Source organism: Microbulbifer rhizosphaerae, assembly GCF_014191725.1.
GTDB lineage: Bacteria > Pseudomonadota > Gammaproteobacteria > Pseudomonadales > Cellvibrionaceae > Microbulbifer > Microbulbifer rhizosphaerae.
The window spans coordinates 124,328-142,906 of the sequence record NZ_JACHWZ010000007.1; the positions used below are offsets into that span (position 1 = coordinate 124,328).

Here is an 18,579-nt window from a genome sequence, read left to right on the forward strand (position 1 = left end):
TACTTTAATCAGCCTTTCTGGCTGTGACGGACACGGATATGAGTTACTCCCTCGGCGTGGTGATGGACCCCATCGCCAAGATTCATTTTAAGAAAGACACCACCCTGGCGCTGTTGCAGGCCGCACAGCGCAGCGGTTTCGACCTGTTTTATTTTGAGCAGGGCGATCTCTACCTGGACGGCGGGCGCGCCATGGGCTGGGGACGCCCGCTGCAGGTGTTCGACGATGCCGAGCGCTGGTTCGCCCTGGGAGAAGCGGCGGAGATGCCGCTGGGGGAGCTGGGCGTGCTGCTGATGCGGGTGGACCCGCCCTTCGACAACGAATATATCTATTCCACCTATATACTGGGGGCCGCGGAGCGCGAAGGCACACTGGTGGTGAACAGCCCGCAGGCTCTGCGCGATTGCAACGAAAAAATCTTCGCCACGCAGTTCCCCGACTGCTGCCCGCCGCTGATCGTCAGCCGCAACATGCAGCGGCTGCGCGCCTTCCACGCCAGTTATGGAGACGTGATCTTTAAACCCCTGGATGGGATGGGCGGCACCGGGGTCTTTCACTGTAAACCCGACGGCGCCAACCTGGGGGCGATACTGGAAATGCTCACCGATCGCGGCCGGAAGCAGATCATGGGGCAGCGCTATATCCCGGAGATCAAGAACGGCGACAAGCGCATTCTCATGGTGGACGGCGAACCGGTGCCCTACTGCCTGGCGCGCATCCCCGAAGCCGGCGAGACCCGGGGCAACCTGGCGGCCGGTGGCCGCGGTGAGGCCCGCCCGCTGTCGGAGCGCGACCGCCAGATCGCCGAACGGGTGGCACCGGCTTTGAAAGAAAAGGGGCTGTTGTTCGTGGGCCTGGACGTGATCGGCGACTACCTCACCGAAATCAATGTCACCAGCCCCACCTGTGTGCGCGAAATCGACGCCGCTTACGGCACCGATATCGGCGGCCTGCTGATGAGCGCCATCACAGACCGGCTGCAACAAAAAAGGTAAACTGGCGAACCCTTATTGGGAATTGAGCAGTAAACAATCAAGTCTCGGGTTTCAGGCGTTACCGCTTGAACTCTCCAGGCTCCGCGCCGAGTGCCGACACTTGAATAACCAATAACGAAAAAATGAATCCGACCGCCGGCACCACTCGACAACAGGCCGCCCAACAGGACCGCTTCGCGTTCGCCCTGTTTCTCGCCTGCGCTTTCCACGCGCTGGTGATTTTCGGCGTGGCTTTTGCTGCGCCCGAAGGTCGGCAGGCACCGCCCACCCTGGAAGTTACTCTGGCGCAACACCACACTGCCGCGGCCCCCGAGGACGCCGACTATCTGGCCCAGCACAACCAGCAGGCCAGCGGCACCGCCGACACCCCCAGGGAACTCTCCAGCAACCGCCGCGCGGAGATCGCCGACACCGTCGTGCGCGAGGTGAATCCCCTCCCGCAGCAGCAGGCCGCCCGCCCCGCGGAGCAGCGCCGGCAGTTGGTAACCACCATCGGCGAGAGCCCCCAGCAGGCACCGGAACTACCCGCAGAAGACAAGCCCTCCGAGGAAAAGCGCGGCGACGCCCCCAACGACCTGCCGCATTCCAACCCCGAGATCGCAAGCCTGCAGGCGCGGCTGGACAAGATCCGCCAGACCATCGCCCAGCGCCCGCGTGTGCGCCGCCTAACCTCTGTGGCCACCAAGGCCTCCGCCGATGCCGCCTACCTGCACAGCTGGCGGCAGAAGGTGGAGGCGGTGGGTAACGACAATTTCCCGGAGGAGGCTCTGCAGCGGCAGATTACCGGCAGCCTGCGTATGATGGTGCGCCTGCTGCCCACCGGTGCGGTGGAGGAAGTGGTGATACTGGAGTCCTCCGGCGAACCTATACTCGACGATGCCGCCCAGCAGATAGTGCGCCTGTCGGCGCCCTTCGCACCCTTTCCGGCGGAAATCCGCAGAGAAGCGGACCGCCTGGAGATCATCCGCACCTGGCACTTCGAGATGACCGGCTTCTCCACCGACGCCAGTGAAGCTCCCGGGCGCGGTTAGGCTGGCTTGAACCTAGACTGACAATATGCACACCACCAGCATCGACAGCGACCTCACCCACTCCAGCCTGCGCGGCCAGTTCCTGCTGGCCATGCCCGGGATGCAGGACCCGCGCTTCCGGCAGACCATCACCTTCGTCTGCGAGCACACTCACGAAGGCACCATGGGTATCGTGATCAACGCCCCCAGCAAAGTGTCTTGGAGAGAAGTGTTCGAACAGCTCTCCCTGGACGACGCCAGCCTGCGCGGCGAAGAGATAGTGATGCTGGGCGGCCCGGTGGCACCGGAGCAGGGCTTCGTCCTGCACGGCGCCGGCACGCGCTTTGATTCCACCCTGGAAGTCTCCGAGGACATCAGCCTCACCGCCTCCAAAGACATCCTCGAATCCCTCGCCGCCGGCCGCGGCCCCGACGACGTGCTGGTGGCCCTGGGCTATGCCGGCTGGGGCCCGGGCCAACTCGAGGAGGAGCTGACGGAGAACGCCTGGCTGACCCTGCCGGCGGAGCCGGAAGTCCTCTTCGCCACCCCGTGGCAAAAGCGCTGGCACACCGCCGCCGCGCGCCACGGCATCGACATGACCGGCATCGGCTCCCAGTCCGGCCACGCCTGATGACCGACGCCACCACCGCCCTCGCCTTCGACTTCGGCACCCGCTCCATCGGCATCGCCTTCGGCCAAAGCCTGACCGGCGGCGCCCGCGAGCTACCGCCGCTCCCAGCGAAAGACGGCGCGCCGGACTGGGACAAAGTCCTGCGCCTGATCGCCGAATGGCGGCCGCAAACCCTGCTGGTGGGCCTGCCGCTGAATATGGATGGCAGCGAGAGCGAACTCTCCACGCGCGCGCGCAAATTCGGCCGGCGCCTCCACGGGCGCAGCGGCCTGCCGGTGGAGTATGTCGACGAACGCCTCAGCACCCGCGCCGCCAAGGAAGAGGCACGCGAGCGGGGCCACCGCGGGAACTACGCCAAAGATCCTGTGGATTCCATCGCCGCACGTATTTTTCTGCAGGACTGGCTGCGCTCCAGAGAACAGAAGTCAGGGAACAGATGACAGACAGTCTCCGGTCACCCATCACCATCTGTTAAAATTCCCAGCCACTTCCCAAATCGACCGTGTCCTATGCCCATCACCCGCATCCGCATCGCCACCCGCGAGAGTGCCCTGGCCCTCTGGCAGGCCAATTTCGTCAAGGACCGACTGCAGCAACAGCACCCGTCACTGCAAATCGAACTGCTGCCGCTCACCAGCCGCGGCGACCAGATGCTGGATATTCCCCTGGCCAAGGTCGGCGGCAAGGGCCTGTTCGTGAAAGAGCTGGAGAAAGCCATGCTCGACGGACACGCGGATATCGCCGTGCACTCCATGAAGGACGTGCCGATGGAATTTCCCGACGGCCTGCACCTGCCGGTGATCTGCGAGCGCGAAGATCCCCGCGACGCCTTTGTGAGCAATCACTACGCCGACCTGGACGAACTGCCGCGGGGCGCGGTAGTGGGCACCTCCAGCCTGCGCCGCCAGTGCCAGCTGCTGGCCCGGCGCCCGGACCTGCAGGTGCACTTCCTGCGCGGCAACGTCAACACCCGACTGGCGAAGATGGACGCCGGCGAATTCGACGCGATCATCCTCGCCGCCGCCGGCCTGCTGCGCCTGGAAATGCACCAGCGCATCCGCACCACCCTGCCCCCGGAAATCTCCCTGCCCGCCGGCGGCCAGGGCGCGGTGGGCATCGAGTGCCGCCGAGACCCGGAGTTGGAGGCCCTGCTGCAGCCGCTACACCACCGCGCCACCGCCGCGCGCCTGGCAGCGGAACGCGCCCTGGTCAAACGCCTGGACGGCAGCTGCCAGATTCCCATCGGCAGTTATGCCGAACTCGACAACGGCGAACTGCACCTGCGCGGCCTGGTGGGCAGCCCCGACGGTGAGACCTTGGTGCGCGCCGAAGCCCGCGGCCCGGAGGAAAACGGCGAGGCCATGGGCACCGCGCTGGCGGAGGAACTGCTCGCCTCTGGTGCCGACAGGATTCTCGCGGCCCTGTGAGCGGGGAACTGCGCGGCCGGCGCATACTGACCACCCGCCCCGCGCATCAGTCCCGGGGCTGGCGCGCGCAACTGGAAGCCGCCGGTGCCACAGTGAACAACATCCCCATGCTGGCCATTGAAGCGATCGACAGTGGCCCGGAACAACAGGCGATCAAGAACCAAATCCTGGATTTCGACCTCGCGGATCACGCGATCTTCGTGTCACAAAACGCGGTGCGGATAGGCTTCGACTGGATCGAGGGCTACTGGCCGCAACTGCCGAAGGGGCCGCGCTATTACGCCATCGGCGCAGCCACCGCGCGCGCGCTGCGCGAACGCGGCGTCGCGGTGGAGGCGGACGACGACACCATGGATTCCGAAGCGCTGCTGGCGCTGCCCACCCTGCGCGACATCGCCGGCCAGCGCGCGCTGATATTCCGCGGCTACGGCGGGCGCACACTGATCGGCGAAACGCTGCGCGACCGCGGTGCCCGCGTCGACTACTGCGAACTCTACCGCCGCCTCCTGCCCCCGCATGCCCCAGAGCAGCTCGCCGCCTACGAACAGCAGCCGGATGCCATCAGCGTGCACAGCGGCGAGACCCTCGCCAACCTGGCGCAGTGCATCGGACAGTCCGGTCGCGAATCCCTTCGCAATGCACTGCTGGTCTGCCCCAGCCGGCGGGTGGCCGAACAGGCCCGGGAGCTGGGCTTTTCCCGGGTCCACGCGGCGCGGAATGCCGGCGACGGCGCCATGCTCGAAGCCCTGCGCACCGGCCTCGCCGGCAGGCTGCGGTAAAAAGTTTCAAAAGGGCGCCGCACTTCGTATAAAGCGTGTCTTCAGTCGCTATAATTTGACGACATTTTCCACCTTGCCCGCCCAGCCATGACTGACGAGAAATCCACAAACGCCGACAAGCCGCAGAACCCGCCGGAGGCCGCCGGAAAACCGCAGCCGAAAAGCAACTTTGCCAAAGCCCAACAGGGCAAGGGCACCGGCACCGCCAAACCGGCCCGAAAGCGCGGGGGCGGCAGGGCCTGGCTGTGGCTGCTGCTCCTCGTCCTGCTCGGGGCGGCCGGCACCTGGGGCTGGCTCAACTGGCCGCAGGTGCAAGAGCGGCTGGCGCAATACCTCGATTTCCTCCCCGGGCGGGGTCGGCAAACCGCCGGCACCGACCGCGAGGAGCCCCCCGCCGCCGAGCCGGCAGCGCCCCGGGAACCGTCGCAACCGCAAGACACCCCGCCCGCCACCACAGCGACGCCGCAGGACTCCGCCGCCCTGCGCAAACAGTTGCGTCAACAGGGCAATACCATCCGCCAGCTGCAACGACAGCTGGCGGAACTGCAGCGCAGTGTCACCGCCCAGGGCAACCGGCTGGGGGAACTGGGCAATATCGGTCGCCAGGACTGGCAGCTGGCGGAAGCCGATTACCTACTGCGCCTGGCCAATCAGCGCCTGCTGATGGAGCGCGACAGCCGCGCCGCCCTCGGCCTGGCGGAGGAGGCGGATGAGATACTGCGCGACGTCAACCTTCCCGACCTCTACGGCGTGCGCCAGCAGTTGGCCAGCGACCTAACCGCCCTAAAGCTGGTGGAAAACATCGACCGCGAAGGGCTCTACCTGCGGCTGCGCGCACTGGAAGAACAACTGATGCAAGTGGATATCCGGCCTGAATTCGACCTGGCCAAACAGGACGCCGTCGAACAGGAGACACCATCGCCCGCCGGCGGGGAAAAACTCCCGGTCTGGGAGCGCAGCTGGCAGAACTTCACCCAGTTCATGCGCAGTTCCTACCGCATCCGCGACGCCGATATCGATCCGGTGCTGCTGTCGCCGCAGAGCGAGGCGCGCTTCCGCCAGAACCTGCGCCTGAACATGGAACAGGCGGAGCTGGCCCTGCTGCGCGAAGATGACACCGTGTACAAGGACTCCCTGGCGCGCGCGCGCCAGCTGCTGCTCGAATACGGTACAGACAACCACAGGCGCCAGGTGCTGGCGCGGGAACTACAGGAACTGGCGCAACAGCCAGTGACCGTCGAACTGCCCAGCCTGAGCACCTCGCAAAGCGCGCTGCACAACTATATCGAGCGGCTGCACAAGGCCGCTCCACAGCGGCCACCGGCAACTCCGACCGGCAGCAACAGCGACAGCGAAGAGACTGGCTCCCCGGAAACAGAGCCCCCGAACAGGGCAGGAGACGAAACACAGTGAAACGCTTTCTGTTTTCCGCACTGACGCTGCTGCTGTTCGGCGCCTTTCTCGCGGAGATGATGCGCAGTTACCCCGGCTACATGGTGCTCGCCGTGGGCGGCAAACATATCGAGATGAACCTCTGGGTGGCGGTGGGCGCAATCGTATTCGGAGCGCTCGCGCTGTTCCTGGTGTTCTGGCTGGTGCGCAGCCTGCTGCGCGGCATCGGCGGCGGCGTCAGCCGCATCCGCTTCGGGCGCTCCCGGGTGGCGCGGCGGCGCCTCACCAACGGGCTGGTGGAGTTTATGGAGGGCAACTGGGCCCGCGCCCGCCGCCAGTTGCTCAAATCCGCCCCCCGCTCCGAAGCCCCCCTGATCAACTACCTTGCCGCCGCCCGCAGCGCCTTCGAGCTGGGCTACCGCGACGAGGCCAACGAGCTGCTCGCCAAGGCCGAAGCCAGCGGCGACGACACCCAGTTAGCGGTGGCCCTGAGCCAGGCGCGCATGCAACTGCTGGACAAGCACTATGAACAGTGCATCGCCAGCCTGGAGCGCGCCAAGCAGGTGGAACCCAAACACCCCGCCCTGCTGCAGCTCCTCAGGCAGGCCTACTACCGGCTGGGGGACTGGAAAGGCCTACGCGAACTGCTCCCGGAACTGGAAAAGCACGCCAATATGCCCGAGGAAGAGCTGCAGCAGCTGGAACTGGAGGTCTATCAGCACCAGCTGGGCGAAGCCGCCAGCCGCCGCGACCGGGACAAGCTGCGCGAAACCTGGAACAGCCTCGGCAGCCGCTGGCAGCGCAATATGGACCTGCGTTGCCTCTACGGGGAGCTGCTACATCAGATCGGCCAGGACGAAGAAGCGGAAAAACAGCTGCACTGGGTGCTCAACCGCGAGTGGCGCGGAGACATGGCCCGGCTCTACGGCTGCCTCACCGGCGCCGATGCCAACGCCCAACTGGTAGTCGCCGACGGCTGGCTGAAAGAATACGGCGAGAACGCCGATTTGCTCACTTGCCTGGGCCGCCTGTGCCTACGCAATGAACTCTGGGGAAAGGCGCGGCAGTACTTCGAAAAAAGCCTGCTGCTGCGCTCCGATCCCGCCACCTCCGCCGAACTGGCGCGGCTGTTGTACGCACTGGGAGAAAAAGAACAGTCGGCAAAATTGTATAGGGAAGGGCTGATACAAGCCGTGACAGACCTGCCGCTACTGCCACTGCCCGGGCACGAGAGCCCGCTGCTGAAGGCCCATAGCTGACCGGATTTCAACTATGCGATTACCAAAAATTCCATGCATTGCACTGGCGTTGTTGTCCGCCGCCCTGCCTGCACTGGCGGAAGTCGAGGTCACCCCCCGGGATGCGATGCTGAGCGATTACCAATACCCCTATCCGGTAAAACAGTTCCCGCTGACAAGCCAACAGCAGCCCCTGGCTATGGCCTACATGGATATCCCTCCGGCACGGGAGCAGAAAGCCAGGAGCACGGTACTGCTGCTGCACGGCAAGAACTTCTCCGGCGCCTATTGGCAGGACACCATCAAAGCCCTGAGCGAGGCCGGATACCGTGTAATCGCACCGGACCAGATCGGCTTTGGCAAATCCAGCAAACCGATGCGCTTCCAGTACAGCTTCCAGACCCTGGCGGATCACACCAAAGCCCTGCTGGATCACCTGAAACTGGATAGAGTCGCCGTGGCCGGCCACTCCATGGGCGGTATGCTCGCCAGCCGCTTCGCGCTGATGTATCCGGAGCGGCTGGAGAGGCTGGTGCTGATCAATCCCATCGGCCTGGAGGACTGGAAGCGCACCGTGCCCTACCAGCCCCTGGACCGAGCCATAGCTGCGGAGCGCGCGCAGACGCCGGAAAAAATAAAACGCTATATGACCCGGGCCTATTTCGACGGCCAGTGGCGGAAGGCCTACGAGCCGCTGCTGGCAATCCAGGCCGGCTGGGCCGCGGGCCCGGATTCGGACAAAATCGCCGTCGTCGATGCGCTGACGTCGGACATGGTCTTTACCCAGCCGGTGCTCTACGAATTTCCGGATATCCGCGTCCCGACCCTGCTGATTATCGGCACCCGCGACCGCACCGCGATCGGCAGGGACCGCGCGCCGGCTTCCGTACAGAAAACCCTGGGCCGCTACGACCAATTGGGGAAAAAGACCGCGGAGGCGATTCCAAACGCCACTCTGGTGGAACTGGACAACGTCGGGCATATACCGCAGTTCGAAGCCTTCGCTCCCTATATGGAAAGTTTCCAGGATTTTTTGCGGCAGTAAGTGCCTCGAAAGCGCGGCGCTTGTTCAGGTGATCGCGCGCTTCATCTTGTAGCCGCCGGTTACCTCGAAACCGTTCGCACGATAAAACGCCACGGCGCGATCGAACGCCGGCACCGGCGGCGTACACAATTCCAGACGCTTCCAGCCTTTTGCTCTGGCGAGATCGACCATCCTGTCGATCAGGCGGCTGCCGATATTCCGGGAACGGTACTCCGGTACCACATAAAACTCCTGGACAATGCCGAAGCTGCCCTCGGCATACAGGGAATAGCTTTCGCACAGGGCTGCAAAGCCAACCATCCTGTCCCGGTCGCTGGCGGCAACGACTTGGTATTGTCCATCGCGCAAGTAATTTCGGCACAGCTCCGTGGCCCGGGCTTCATCGATATCGAAGTGCGTGACACCGGTGCGCTCCATAATTTCACTGGTCAGGCAGACCGCCAGCTTGGCAATTTCCGCCGCATCGGACTTCTCGACCACTGCTATTTCCATTTGCTCCACCTCGCTTTACAGTGGAGCGGCTCGAAACGGTGTTCAACCACTTCGTAGTGTTGCACTGAGAGATCCGGCTCCAGTTCGTAGGAGTCGTCCTCGGGATAGAGGCGCGCACGGTCGATCGCCTCGCCGGCAAAAGCTTTGATGGCATTCAGGCTGCCCAAGTAAGTGATCAGGGTGATCTCCGCTTCTCCGTCCAGAGTCCGGCAAAATACCTGAGCGCCCCGATAGCCCGGCAGGCTTGATGAATCCTTTATTCCGGTCTGGTAGAGATAGCGGGTGAAACCCTCCCGGTGCTTTTGTGGAACCCGGCACTTCCATTCTCTCGCGTACATGGCGCTTACACTTCCGGCATTGGTTTCTGTTATCTGCGGTTATTCGGATTCCGCCAGGTCGAGCAGTGCCCGCCCCGCCAGTCGATACCCGACCCATTCGCTCTGCGGACTGGCGCCTAGTGATTCGTAAAATTTGATCGCCGGCTCGTTCCAGTCAAGCACGCTCCACTCGAACCTGCCGCAGCCCCTGTCGACGGCGATTCTCGCCAGGTGTTTGAGCAGCGCCTTGCCGGCGCCATAACCCCTCGCCTCGGGGGTGACGTAGAGATCTTCCAGGTAGAGGCCATTGCGGCCCAGCCAGGTGGAATAATTGAAGAAATAGACCGCAAAGCCCACCGGCTGCCCGCCATTCTCACAGATCAGCGCGTGGGCGGTGGAGGAGGCACTGAACAAGGATCCTTCGATCAACCGCTCCGTTGCCACTACCTCCTGCTCCGCTTTCTCGTAGATGGCCAATTCCCTGATAAACCTGAGAATCAGCGGCACGTCGTCCGCAGTGGCCGCTCTTATTACAAGTTCCGACATCGATGGCTCTCCGTTTTGCATCTGTATTTCCCACCGGAGCCGAAAACAGATAAGAAGTTCGGATTCCGGAGAACAATATTTCTCAGTTCCCTACAAATCCAGCTGGGACCAGATTGCATCTATCTTTTTCACCACTTCGGGGTCCCTGGCGATGGGCTCACCCCACTCCCGGTTGGTTTCCCCCGGCCATTTATTGGTGGCGTCGAAGCCGATCTTGGAACCCAGGCCGGATACCGGGGAGGCGAAGTCCAGGTAGTCGATTGGGGTGTTCTCCACCATCACTGTGTCCCGAGCCGGGTCCATGCGCGTGGTCATGGCCCAGATCACATCCTTCCAATCGCGGGCGTTGACGTCGTCGTCGGTGACGATAACGAACTTGGTATACATAAACTGGCGCAGAAAAGACCAGACTCCCATCATCACCCGCTTGGCGTGGCCGGGGTACTGCTTTTTCATGGTGACCACCGCGAGGCGGTAGGAGCAACCCTCCGGCGGCAGATAGAAGTCGGTAATTTCCGGAAACTGTTTTTGCAGTATGGGCACGAACACTTCGTTCAGCGCCTCGCCCAGCACCGCCGGTTCGTCCGGCGGGCGGCCGGTGTAGGTGCTGTGATAAATGGGGCCTTTGCGGTGGGTGATTTTTTCCACCGTGAATACCGGAAAACGGTCCACTTCATTGTAGTAGCCGGTGTGGTCGCCATAGGGGCCCTCATCGGCGGTGTCGCCGGGGTGGATAAAGCCCTCCAGCACATACTCGGCGCTTGCCGGCACCTGCAGATCGCTGAGGGTGGCCCCGGCCACTTCAGTCTTGTCCCCGCGCAGCAGGCCGGCAAAGGCGTACTCGGACAGGGTGTCGGGCACCGGGGTAACAGCGCCGAGAATGGTGGCGGGGTCCGCGCCCAGGGCCACCGCCACCGGAAAGGGTTCGCCGGGGTGGCGACTGCACCAGTCGCGGAAATCCAGCGCGCCGCCTCGGTGGGAGAGCCAGCGCATGATCAGGCGATTCCTGCCCAGCAGTTGCATACGGTAGATACCCAGGTTCTGGCGCTTCTTCTCCGGGCCGCGGGTGATCACCAACGGCCAAGTGATCAGTGGCGCCACATCACCGGGCCAGCAGGTCTGGATGGGCAGTTTGGTGAGATCCACCTGGTCGCCGCTCTGTTCCATCTGCTGGCAGGCGGCTTTGCCCACCACTTTCGGACCCATGTTCAACACCTGCCGGAAGACCGGCAGTTTTTCCCAGGCATCGCGCAGGCTCTCCGGTGGTGCGGGCTCTTTGAGAAAGGCCAGCAGTTCGCCCACTTCACGCAGCTCGGCGACACTCTCGCGCCCCATGCCCAGGGCTACCCGCTCGGGAGTGCCGAACAGGTTGGCGAGTACCGGGGTGTCAAAGCCGATGGGGTTTTCAAACAGCAGTGCGGGACCGCCGGCGCGCAGCACCCGGTCGGCAATTTCGGTGATTTCCAGTTTGGGGTCCACCGGGTGCCGGATACGCTTGAGTAATCCGCGTTTTTCCAGCATTCGGATAAAGTCGCGCAAGTCTTTGTATTTCATACATTTCCTGGCAGCAGGGGGAATGTCAGTGCGCAGTGTAAAGCAGGAGAGACAAAATGGGATACCAAAGCGCAGGAAGCACTTGGCCAGCGTTCAGCAACGCAAAGAGGGGAGCGGCCCACACCAATCACACCCTGGCAGTGCTGGGGCGCAACGGCGGGACCTCAAAAGCGACCCGCAGCTGGCGCTACGGGTCGTTGAAACTGTTTTAGCCGGGATCAGCTAAGCCGGACGGCTTAGAAGCGGGGACGACGCGGACGGTCTGAACGGTCTTCCCGAGGCTTGGCTTCATTGACGCGGATGTTACGGCCGGACAGCGGCTTGTCGTTCATCTCTTCGATCGCTTTGCGCGCTTCGTCGTCGTTCGGCATTTCTACGAAACCGAAACCTTTAGAACGGCCAGTCTCACGGTCGGTAATAACAGTAGCCCGAGAGATTTCCCCGAATGCACCGAAAGCTTCGTTCAGGTCATCAGAGGTAACGCCGTAGGCCAGATTTCCAATATAGATATTCACAAAAAGTTCTCACTAGGTATGTGGGCTGTCGTGCAGTCACAAATGAATAACCAGCTCCACCAGATCATCCATCTGAGATTGGCCTTTGTTGATTCAGGCGGCTTGCGGGCCGCCTGAGGCCAATTCGGTCGGGCGTTGTGCATATCCAGCGCCGCAATGTGGGCCTTTATATGCTTAACGGCTTACCTTTTCAATACAATTCGGCGCAAATAGCCCCGTTACTTTCGTTTCATGGACAGGAAGAATTCGTCGTTGGTCTTGAAGTCCTTCAGCCTGTCCACCAGAAACTCGGTGGATGCCACATCTTCCATATCGTGCAGCAGCTTGCGCAGGATCCAAACCCGCTGCAGCTCGCCCTCGGGCATCAGCAGCTCCTCGCGGCGGGTGCCGGAACGGCGCACATTGATCGCCGGGTAGACACGCTTCTCAGCGATTTTGCGATCCAGCTGCAGTTCCATATTGCCGGTGCCCTTGAACTCTTCGAAGATCACCTCATCCATTTTAGACCCGGTGTCGACCAGCGCGGTGGCGATAATGGACAGGCTGCCACCCTCCTCGATGTTGCGCGCGGCGCCGAAGAAGCGCTTGGGGCGCTCCAAGGCGTGGGCGTCCACACCGCCGGTGAGCACCTTGCCGGAGGAGGGCACCGTCGTGTTGTAAGCGCGCGCCAGGCGGGTGATGGAGTCCAGCAGGATCACCACGTCCTTCTTGTGCTCCACCAGGCGCTTGGCCTTTTCGATGACCATTTCCGCCACTTGTACGTGGCGCGCCGGCGGCTCGTCGAAGGTGGAGGCCACCACTTCGCCACGCACGGAACGCTGCATTTCGGTTACTTCCTCCGGGCGCTCATCGATCAGCAGCACGATCAGGTGGCACTCCGGGCTGTTGCGGGTGATCGCCTGGGCGATGTTCTGCAACATGATGGTCTTGCCCGCCTTCGGCGGCGCCACGATCAACCCCCGCTGGCCTTTGCCGATGGGCGCCACCAAGTCGATGATGCGGCCGATCAGGTCCTCGGAGGATCCGTTACCACATTCCAGGGTCAGTCGGTCGTTGGGAAACAGGGGGGTGAGGTTTTCGAACAGGATCTTGTTGCGGGCATTTTCCGGCTTGTCGAAATTGATTTCGCTGACCTTGAGCAGTGCGAAATAGCGCTCGCCCTCTTTTGGCGGGCGGATCTTGCCGGATATGGAATCGCCGGTGCGCAGGTTAAACCGGCGTATCTGGCTGGGGGACACATAGATATCGTCCGGGCCCGCCAGATAGGAGGAATCGGCGGAGCGTAAAAAACCAAAACCGTCCTGAAGGATTTCCAATACGCCGTCGCCGTATATGTCTTCTCCGCTCTTGGCGTGGCGCTTGAGGATATTGAAGATAATATCCTGTTTGCGCGACCGGGCCAGGTTTTCAAGGCCCATGCCTTTGGCGATTTCAATCAATTCTTCAATGGGTTTGGTTTTTAATTCGGAAAGATTCATACCAATTGCTTTATTAAGGTTTCTGTTGTCAGTTGGCGCGGACGCGCCGGATATTCATGGGGAGGGGGTTTAATTGATTCCGCTGTTGCCCACGCCACTGTGGTGCCGCACTCGACTCTCGCGCCAGGACAAACTCACATGTTGCACTGCCCGTCCGGCAGCTATAGCCAATTGCTACGGATAAGTTCGATTCGAGGAGTTTGTGCGCCGGAGTGGTCTACACGGTTACCGTGTGGAGGGGCGACTTTGTTCAGCTCGGTTTAAGAATCTGTGCTTGCTTCGTCTGGATTACAAGAATACTAGGCAGTATAACGGCAGTTTGCCATCCTGCAAAGGAAATTTATTTGCCCCTGCAGGATGACCCAGCCGCAGCCTAGAGCTGGCTGTCGATAAACTCGGTCAGCTGCGCGCGGGACAGGGCGCCCACCTTGGTGCCCTCCACGTTGCCGCCCTTGAACAGCAGCAGGGTGGGGATGCCGCGCACGTTGTACTTGGCCGGAGTCTCTTTGTTGGCATCCACGTCGACCTTGCAGATCTTCAACTTGTCGCCGTAGTGGTTCGCCAGGTCGTCCAGCACCGGAGCGATCATCTTGCAGGGACCGCACCAGGTCGCCCAGAAATCCACCAGCACCGGCCCTTCGGCCTTGAGTACTTCGGCTTCGAATTCGGCGTCAGTCACGTTGACGATTGCATGCTCGCTCATATTGGCTTCCCGTTCTTACAGTTACTTTGACCCGGTCCGCGGGTATATTCAGACATGATAAGGACTGCCTGCCCGCCCCCGCAAGGTATTGGCTTCCCCCTTAGTGGGGATTGCGCCAGCGGCTTTCAAGGCCAGGGTCTGTTAACACTAGAAAACGCTGCAGTATCTCGTCCAGATAGTCGAAACCAAAGGCGCTGGCCGCAATGCGTCTCTCCAGGGGCTGCACCAGCTCCATCGCCCGCAGCCCCGGCCACCGCTGTTCGAGCACCGCAAGGGAGAGACCGGTGTAGGCCGGGAAGGTTTCCCGCGGCACACCGTCCACCAGGCGCAGCGCATTCATCAGGAATTCCACCGGCAGTTCGTCGTGGGCGATGGCTTCAGCGCGGGGCGATGCCAACACGCCGGCGGTTTCCTCAAGCAGCGCCAGGTAGTCGCGCGGCGCGCGGGTGCGGCGACTGCGCACCAGATTCCCTTCGCCCAGCAGCGTAACCTTTCCGTGGGCCCCGGCGCCGATGCCGAGATAATCGCCAAAAGACCAATAGTTCAGGTTGTGCCTGGCCGCCAGTCCGGGCCGGCTGTAGGCGGATACTTCGTAGCGCCCATAGCCCTGCTCCGCCAGGTATTCGCGGCCACCGGCCTGCATGGCGGCGATACGAGCGGAGCCGGGAGTGGGCGGCGGCGCATTGTAGAAGGCGGTGTTGGGCTCGATGGTGAGCTGGTACCAGGAGATATGTTCCGGCTCCAGTTCCACCGCGCGGCGCAGGTCCGCCAGCGCCTGCTCCCCGGTCTGCTTTGGCAGGCCGTGCATCAGGTCCAGGTTGATATTGTCGAACCCGGCGCGGCGCGCCATGCCCAGCGCCTCGGCTGCCTCGTCGCCGGTGTGGATGCGTCCCAGGTTGTGCAGCTGCTGCGGATCGAAACTCTGCACGCCGATGGACAGGCGGTTGACCCCGGCGGCGCGGTAGCCGGCAAACTTCTCCTGTTCGAAGGTGCCCGGATTGGCCTCCAGGGTGATCTCAATATCGTCGGCGAACCCCACCGCCCTTTCCGCCGCTTCCAGCACGGCGCGGATGGCCGCTGGGGAGAACAGGCTGGGGGTGCCGCCGCCGAAGAAGATCGACACCAGCCGGCGCCCCTGGACCCAGGCCAGTTGGCTGTGCAGGTCGCGCTTCAGTTGCGCCACATACTCCGCCTCGGGCAGTCCGTCCTTCGCCTGGTGAGCGCCCGCGGCCAACTGATGAGAGTTAAAATCGCAATAAGGACATTTGCGCACACACCAGGGAATATGCACATAGAGACTGAGCGGCGGCAGCTGCAGTTTATTCACGGCCGGGACACTGCATCTGCTCGCGCCATAGAGTGGCAAACGCCTGCACCGCCTGGCCGCGGTGGCTGATTCGGTTTTTCACTTCCCGCGGAAGCTGCGCGGAGGACATGCCCTCGGACTCCACATAGAACAGCGGATCGTAACCGAAACCCTGTTCGCCCGCGGGCTCTTCCAGAATGCGCCCGCACCAGCGCGCAATGCACACCAGCGGTATGGGGTCGTCGTAGCGGCGCACAAAGGCCAGCGCGCAGTGAAAACTGGCGGTGCGCTCGGCTTCGGGCACGTCGGCCAGCATCTGCAGCAGCTTGTGGTTGTTGTCCGCGTCGCTGACGTCCTCGCCGGCGTAGCGCGCGGAGTAGATGCCCGGGGCGCCGTCCAGTGCGTCCACCGCCAGCCCGGAGTCGTCCGCCAGCGCCGGCAGACCACTGATTCGACTGGCGTGGCGCGCCTTGATCAAGGCGTTCTCAATAAAGCTGAGACCGGTCTCCTCGATCTCCGGCACCTGAAATTCCGACTGAGGTACCACCTGGATCTGCCAGTTGGCGAACAACTGGGAAAACTCGTTCAGCTTGCCTGCATTGCCGCTGGCCAATACAACTCTGTTCAATGGTTCTCTCTGTCTCTCCAAAACGCCAAAACGGCAGGACCGCCTTTTTGGCCAGCCGCAGGCTACCCCCAGATGGGAATACTCAGTCTTTTTCCAGTTTGCGCTGGAAAGTCACCTCCTCCTTGTCGCCGTTGGGCAGCACCACGGAGATAGTGAAGTTGAGATTCTCTTCATCATCGAAACGCAGCGGCGCCAGGTAATAGGCCGCGTCGCCCTCGCGAATCTCTATAAACTCCAGCAGCCGCGACTGCTGGATCAGGTTGGTGGCGCTGCCGGAAACCTCGGCGGGCAGGCCATGGGCGCCGCCCTCTTTCTTCACCACCGAAATATTCACGAATGCGCGGTCCTTGGCGCGCACCAGCCGGTAGCGTTGTGCTATCTCCGGCTTGATAAACTCGCTGTTGAATACCGAGTAGATCACCCGGTACTCACCGAAATCCTCGTAGCTCTTGATGACCTTGGCCTCCTGCGCAGCAGCGCTCACAGACCAGAACAACAGCGCCACCGCGGCAGCTGCAGCCAGGATACGTTTCACGCTTCACCTCCTGTTATCGTTTAGAAAGGTCTGTCCACTCAGGCTGGCTGGGCCCAGCGCGAGCCGGGAAAAGCCAGTGGAACCGCGCATCCGCGCGGAGCGGCCATCCGACAGCATTTCCCTGGCGACGTCAAGAATTGATCAGGGAGGATCAATTTTTGACAGTAGGTATAAGTTTAGCGAGTCAGGTGGTAGATCGCCGTCTCCCCAAACAGGTTGGGAATAAAATCCTTGAAAGCGCGGCCCACAGCCGTTTCGGATACTACCTGGCGGTGCAGGATAGTCCAGCTGTTCTCCCGGCACAGCACCTCGAAATCGCGGAAAGTACAAAAGTGAATATTGGGCGTGTCATACCACTCGTAGGGTAATAAATCCGACACCGGCATACGCCCGGAGAAAGCCAGGTGCCAGCGCGCCTTCCACTGCCCGAAATTGGGGAAGGTGATGATGCACTCGCGCCCCACGCGCAGCATCTCGCGCACCACCAGGTGCGGCTGGCGCAGGGTCTGCAGTGCCTGGGTCATCACCACGGTGTCGAAGCTGCCGTCGGCGAAATTGCCCAGGCCGGCGTCCAGGTTTTGCTCCACCACGCTGACGCCATTCGCCACGCACAGCTCTATCTGCTCGGGATCGATCTCCAGGCCGTAGCCGCTCACCTGCTTGTTGTCGGCCAATTGCCGCAAAAGCATGCCGTCGCCGCAGCCCAGGTCGAGCACGCGGGTTCGGGGGGCTATCCAGTTCTGGATCACGTCCAGGTCGACTCGCATCATGGCTTCGCCCCTCGCCCTGTCACTTCGGCAGCCACGCTGTCCATATAGGCAGCGAACACCCGCCGGTAGCGCTCGTTTGGCAACAAAAAGGCGTCGTGCCCCATGGGGGAGTCGATCTCCGCGTAGCTCACCGGTACATTCGCATGCATCAGGGCGGCGGCGATTTCCCGCGAGCGTTCCGGGGCGAAACGCCAGTCGGAGGTGAAGGACACCAGCAGGAATTTGCACTTCGCGTGGGAGAAGGCCGCCACCGGGTCGTCGCCGTACTCCCGCGCCAGATCGAAGTAGTCCAGCGCCCGGGTCATCAGGATATAGGTGTTGGGGTCGAAGCTGGCGGAGAAGGTGTCCCCCTGGTGGCGCAGATAGCTCTGTACCTGGAACTCCACCTGCTCTTCCACACCCTGGCGGAAAGTGCCCGAGCGCAGCTCGCGGCCGAATTTCTTGCCCAGGCCGTCATCGGACAAATAAGTGATATGGCCGATCATTCGCGCCACCGCCAGGCCGCGCCGGGGCAGCTTGCCCTCTTCCAGGTAGCGGCCGCCGCAGAAGTCCGGGTCAGAGGTGATGGCCTGGCGGGCGGTCTCGTTGAAGGCGATATTCTGCGCGGACAACTTCATCGCCGAGGCGATCACCACCGCGTGGCGCAGCCGTTGCGGATACTCCAGCGCCCAGCGCATGGCCTGCATGCCCCCCAGGCTGCCACCCACCACCGCGGCCCACTGTTCTATCCCCAGCAGATCCGCCAGCCGCGCCTGGCTGTGCACCCAGTCGCGCACCCGCAGCGGCGGGAAATCCGGCCCCCAGGGCAAGCCGCTCTGCGGATTGGTGGATGCGGGACCGGTGGAACCGTGGCAACCCCCCAGGTTGTTCAGGGACACCACGAAGAACTTGTCGGTATCGATGGGCTTGCCGGGGCCGATATACTGATCCCACCAGCCAGGGCGACGATCCTCCGCGCGGTGGTAACCGGCGGCGTGGTGGTGACCGGAGAGCGCGTGGCAGATCAACACCGCATTGCTTTTGTCCGCATTGAGTTCGCCGTAGGTCTCGTACACCAGGGTGTAGTCCCCCAGGCTGCGGCCGCAGGCCAGTCTCAACGGCTCACTGAAGGTATGGCTGCGGGGCGCGACTATGCCCACCGAGTCGGCGGGCAGAGGTTCGCTGTGGCGGCTGGCGGTTTCCGACGGCACGAATCGATCCACAAAACTGAAAGGACGG

General features: G+C 62.6%; 21 protein-coding genes. 9 read left to right on the forward strand and 12 right to left on the reverse strand.

Features of this window, described 5'->3' with window-relative positions; translation table 11 throughout:
* Nucleotides 1-38: 38 nt before the first annotated feature.
* The 9 genes from gshB (at nt 39) to FHS09_RS09080 (ending at nt 8,517) form a co-directional block, all read left to right on the forward strand.
* Complete coding sequence (gene gshB / locus FHS09_RS09040; RefSeq protein ID WP_183459013.1) at nt 39-995, forward strand: glutathione synthase; 957 nt, start codon at nt 39-41, stop codon at nt 993-995.
* 122 nt (nt 996-1,117) lie between these two features.
* Nucleotides 1,118-2,026, forward strand: coding sequence for an energy transducer TonB (locus FHS09_RS09045; RefSeq protein ID WP_183459015.1), 909 nt, complete (start codon nt 1,118-1,120; stop codon nt 2,024-2,026).
* A 25-nt stretch (nt 2,027-2,051) separates the two neighbouring features.
* A complete protein-coding gene (locus FHS09_RS09050; RefSeq protein WP_183459017.1) occupies nt 2,052-2,636 on the forward strand; it encodes a YqgE/AlgH family protein in 585 nt (194 codons plus the stop codon).
* Entirely contained in the window at nt 2,636-3,076 is a 441-nt protein-coding gene (gene ruvX / locus FHS09_RS09055) for a Holliday junction resolvase RuvX (protein WP_183459019.1), read from the forward strand. Before FHS09_RS09050 ends, ruvX begins: the two co-directional genes overlap by 1 nt.
* 69 nt (nt 3,077-3,145) lie before the next feature.
* Nucleotides 3,146-4,063, forward strand: coding sequence for a hydroxymethylbilane synthase (gene hemC, locus FHS09_RS09060; RefSeq protein WP_183459021.1), 918 nt, complete (start codon nt 3,146-3,148; stop codon nt 4,061-4,063).
* A complete protein-coding gene (locus FHS09_RS09065; RefSeq protein ID WP_183459023.1) occupies nt 4,060-4,842 on the forward strand; it encodes a uroporphyrinogen-III synthase in 783 nt (260 codons plus the stop codon). Before hemC ends, FHS09_RS09065 begins: the two co-directional genes overlap by 4 nt.
* A gap of 87 nt (nt 4,843-4,929) precedes the next feature.
* Nucleotides 4,930-6,255: a uroporphyrinogen-III C-methyltransferase gene (locus FHS09_RS09070; protein ID WP_183459025.1), complete on the forward strand. Its 1,326-nt coding sequence runs from the start codon at nt 4,930-4,932 to the stop codon at nt 6,253-6,255.
* Nucleotides 6,252-7,493, forward strand: coding sequence for a heme biosynthesis HemY N-terminal domain-containing protein (locus tag FHS09_RS09075; protein ID WP_183459027.1), 1,242 nt, complete (start codon nt 6,252-6,254; stop codon nt 7,491-7,493). The genes FHS09_RS09070 and FHS09_RS09075 overlap by 4 nt, the downstream gene beginning before the upstream one ends.
* 13 nt (nt 7,494-7,506) lie before the next feature.
* Nucleotides 7,507-8,517 (forward strand): alpha/beta fold hydrolase, encoded by a 1,011-nt coding sequence (locus FHS09_RS09080; protein ID WP_183459029.1) that lies wholly within the window; start codon nt 7,507-7,509, stop codon nt 8,515-8,517.
* Nucleotides 8,518-8,541: 24 nt separating this feature from the next.
* Here the strand turns inward: FHS09_RS09080 and FHS09_RS09085 are convergent, their stop codons facing one another.
* The 12 genes from FHS09_RS09085 to metX all read right to left on the reverse strand — a co-directional run bounded on the left by FHS09_RS09085 (nt 8,542) and on the right by metX (nt 18,551).
* Nucleotides 8,542-9,009, reverse strand: coding sequence for a GNAT family N-acetyltransferase (locus tag FHS09_RS09085; RefSeq protein WP_183459031.1), 468 nt, complete (start codon nt 9,007-9,009; stop codon nt 8,542-8,544).
* Nucleotides 9,000-9,347 carry an antibiotic biosynthesis monooxygenase gene (locus FHS09_RS09090; protein ID WP_183459032.1) on the reverse strand — a complete coding sequence of 116 codons (348 nt, stop codon included), beginning with the start codon at nt 9,345-9,347 and terminating at the stop codon, nt 9,000-9,002. The genes FHS09_RS09085 and FHS09_RS09090 overlap by 10 nt, the downstream gene beginning before the upstream one ends.
* Before the next feature lie 39 nt (nt 9,348-9,386).
* The gene (locus FHS09_RS09095) at nt 9,387-9,872 is read right to left on the reverse strand and encodes a GNAT family N-acetyltransferase (RefSeq protein ID WP_183459034.1); all 486 of its coding nucleotides are present in this window, start codon (nt 9,870-9,872) and stop codon (nt 9,387-9,389) included.
* A 90-nt stretch (nt 9,873-9,962) separates the two neighbouring features.
* Nucleotides 9,963-11,426: a 4-hydroxy-3-polyprenylbenzoate decarboxylase gene (gene ubiD, locus FHS09_RS09100; protein ID WP_183459036.1), complete on the reverse strand. Its 1,464-nt coding sequence runs from the start codon at nt 11,424-11,426 to the stop codon at nt 9,963-9,965.
* Nucleotides 11,427-11,662: 236 nt separating this feature from the next.
* A complete protein-coding gene (locus FHS09_RS09105) occupies nt 11,663-11,941 on the reverse strand; it encodes an RNA recognition motif domain-containing protein (RefSeq protein WP_183459038.1) in 279 nt (92 codons plus the stop codon).
* A 218-nt stretch (nt 11,942-12,159) separates the two neighbouring features.
* Nucleotides 12,160-13,419 (reverse strand): transcription termination factor Rho, encoded by a 1,260-nt coding sequence (gene rho, locus FHS09_RS09110; RefSeq protein WP_183459040.1) that lies wholly within the window; start codon nt 13,417-13,419, stop codon nt 12,160-12,162.
* Between the two features lie 373 nt (nt 13,420-13,792).
* Complete coding sequence (gene trxA, locus FHS09_RS09115; protein WP_183459042.1) at nt 13,793-14,122, reverse strand: thioredoxin TrxA; 330 nt, start codon at nt 14,120-14,122, stop codon at nt 13,793-13,795.
* Between the two features lie 100 nt (nt 14,123-14,222).
* Nucleotides 14,223-15,449 carry a radical SAM family heme chaperone HemW gene (gene hemW, locus FHS09_RS09120; RefSeq protein WP_183459044.1) on the reverse strand — a complete coding sequence of 409 codons (1,227 nt, stop codon included), beginning with the start codon at nt 15,447-15,449 and terminating at the stop codon, nt 14,223-14,225.
* Complete coding sequence (rdgB, locus tag FHS09_RS09125; protein ID WP_183459047.1) at nt 15,442-16,056, reverse strand: RdgB/HAM1 family non-canonical purine NTP pyrophosphatase; 615 nt, start codon at nt 16,054-16,056, stop codon at nt 15,442-15,444. Before rdgB ends, hemW begins: the two co-directional genes overlap by 8 nt.
* Before the next feature lie 82 nt (nt 16,057-16,138).
* A complete protein-coding gene (locus tag FHS09_RS09130) occupies nt 16,139-16,591 on the reverse strand; it encodes a DUF4426 domain-containing protein (RefSeq protein ID WP_183459049.1) in 453 nt (150 codons plus the stop codon).
* Between the two features lie 176 nt (nt 16,592-16,767).
* Nucleotides 16,768-17,358, reverse strand: a complete 591-nt coding sequence (metW, locus tag FHS09_RS09135) for a methionine biosynthesis protein MetW (protein WP_183459228.1) — start codon at nt 17,356-17,358, stop codon at nt 16,768-16,770.
* Complete coding sequence (gene metX, locus FHS09_RS09140) at nt 17,358-18,551, reverse strand: homoserine O-succinyltransferase MetX (RefSeq protein ID WP_343057453.1); 1,194 nt, start codon at nt 18,549-18,551, stop codon at nt 17,358-17,360. The genes metW and metX overlap by 1 nt, the downstream gene beginning before the upstream one ends.
* Nucleotides 18,552-18,579: the final 28 nt, after the last annotated feature.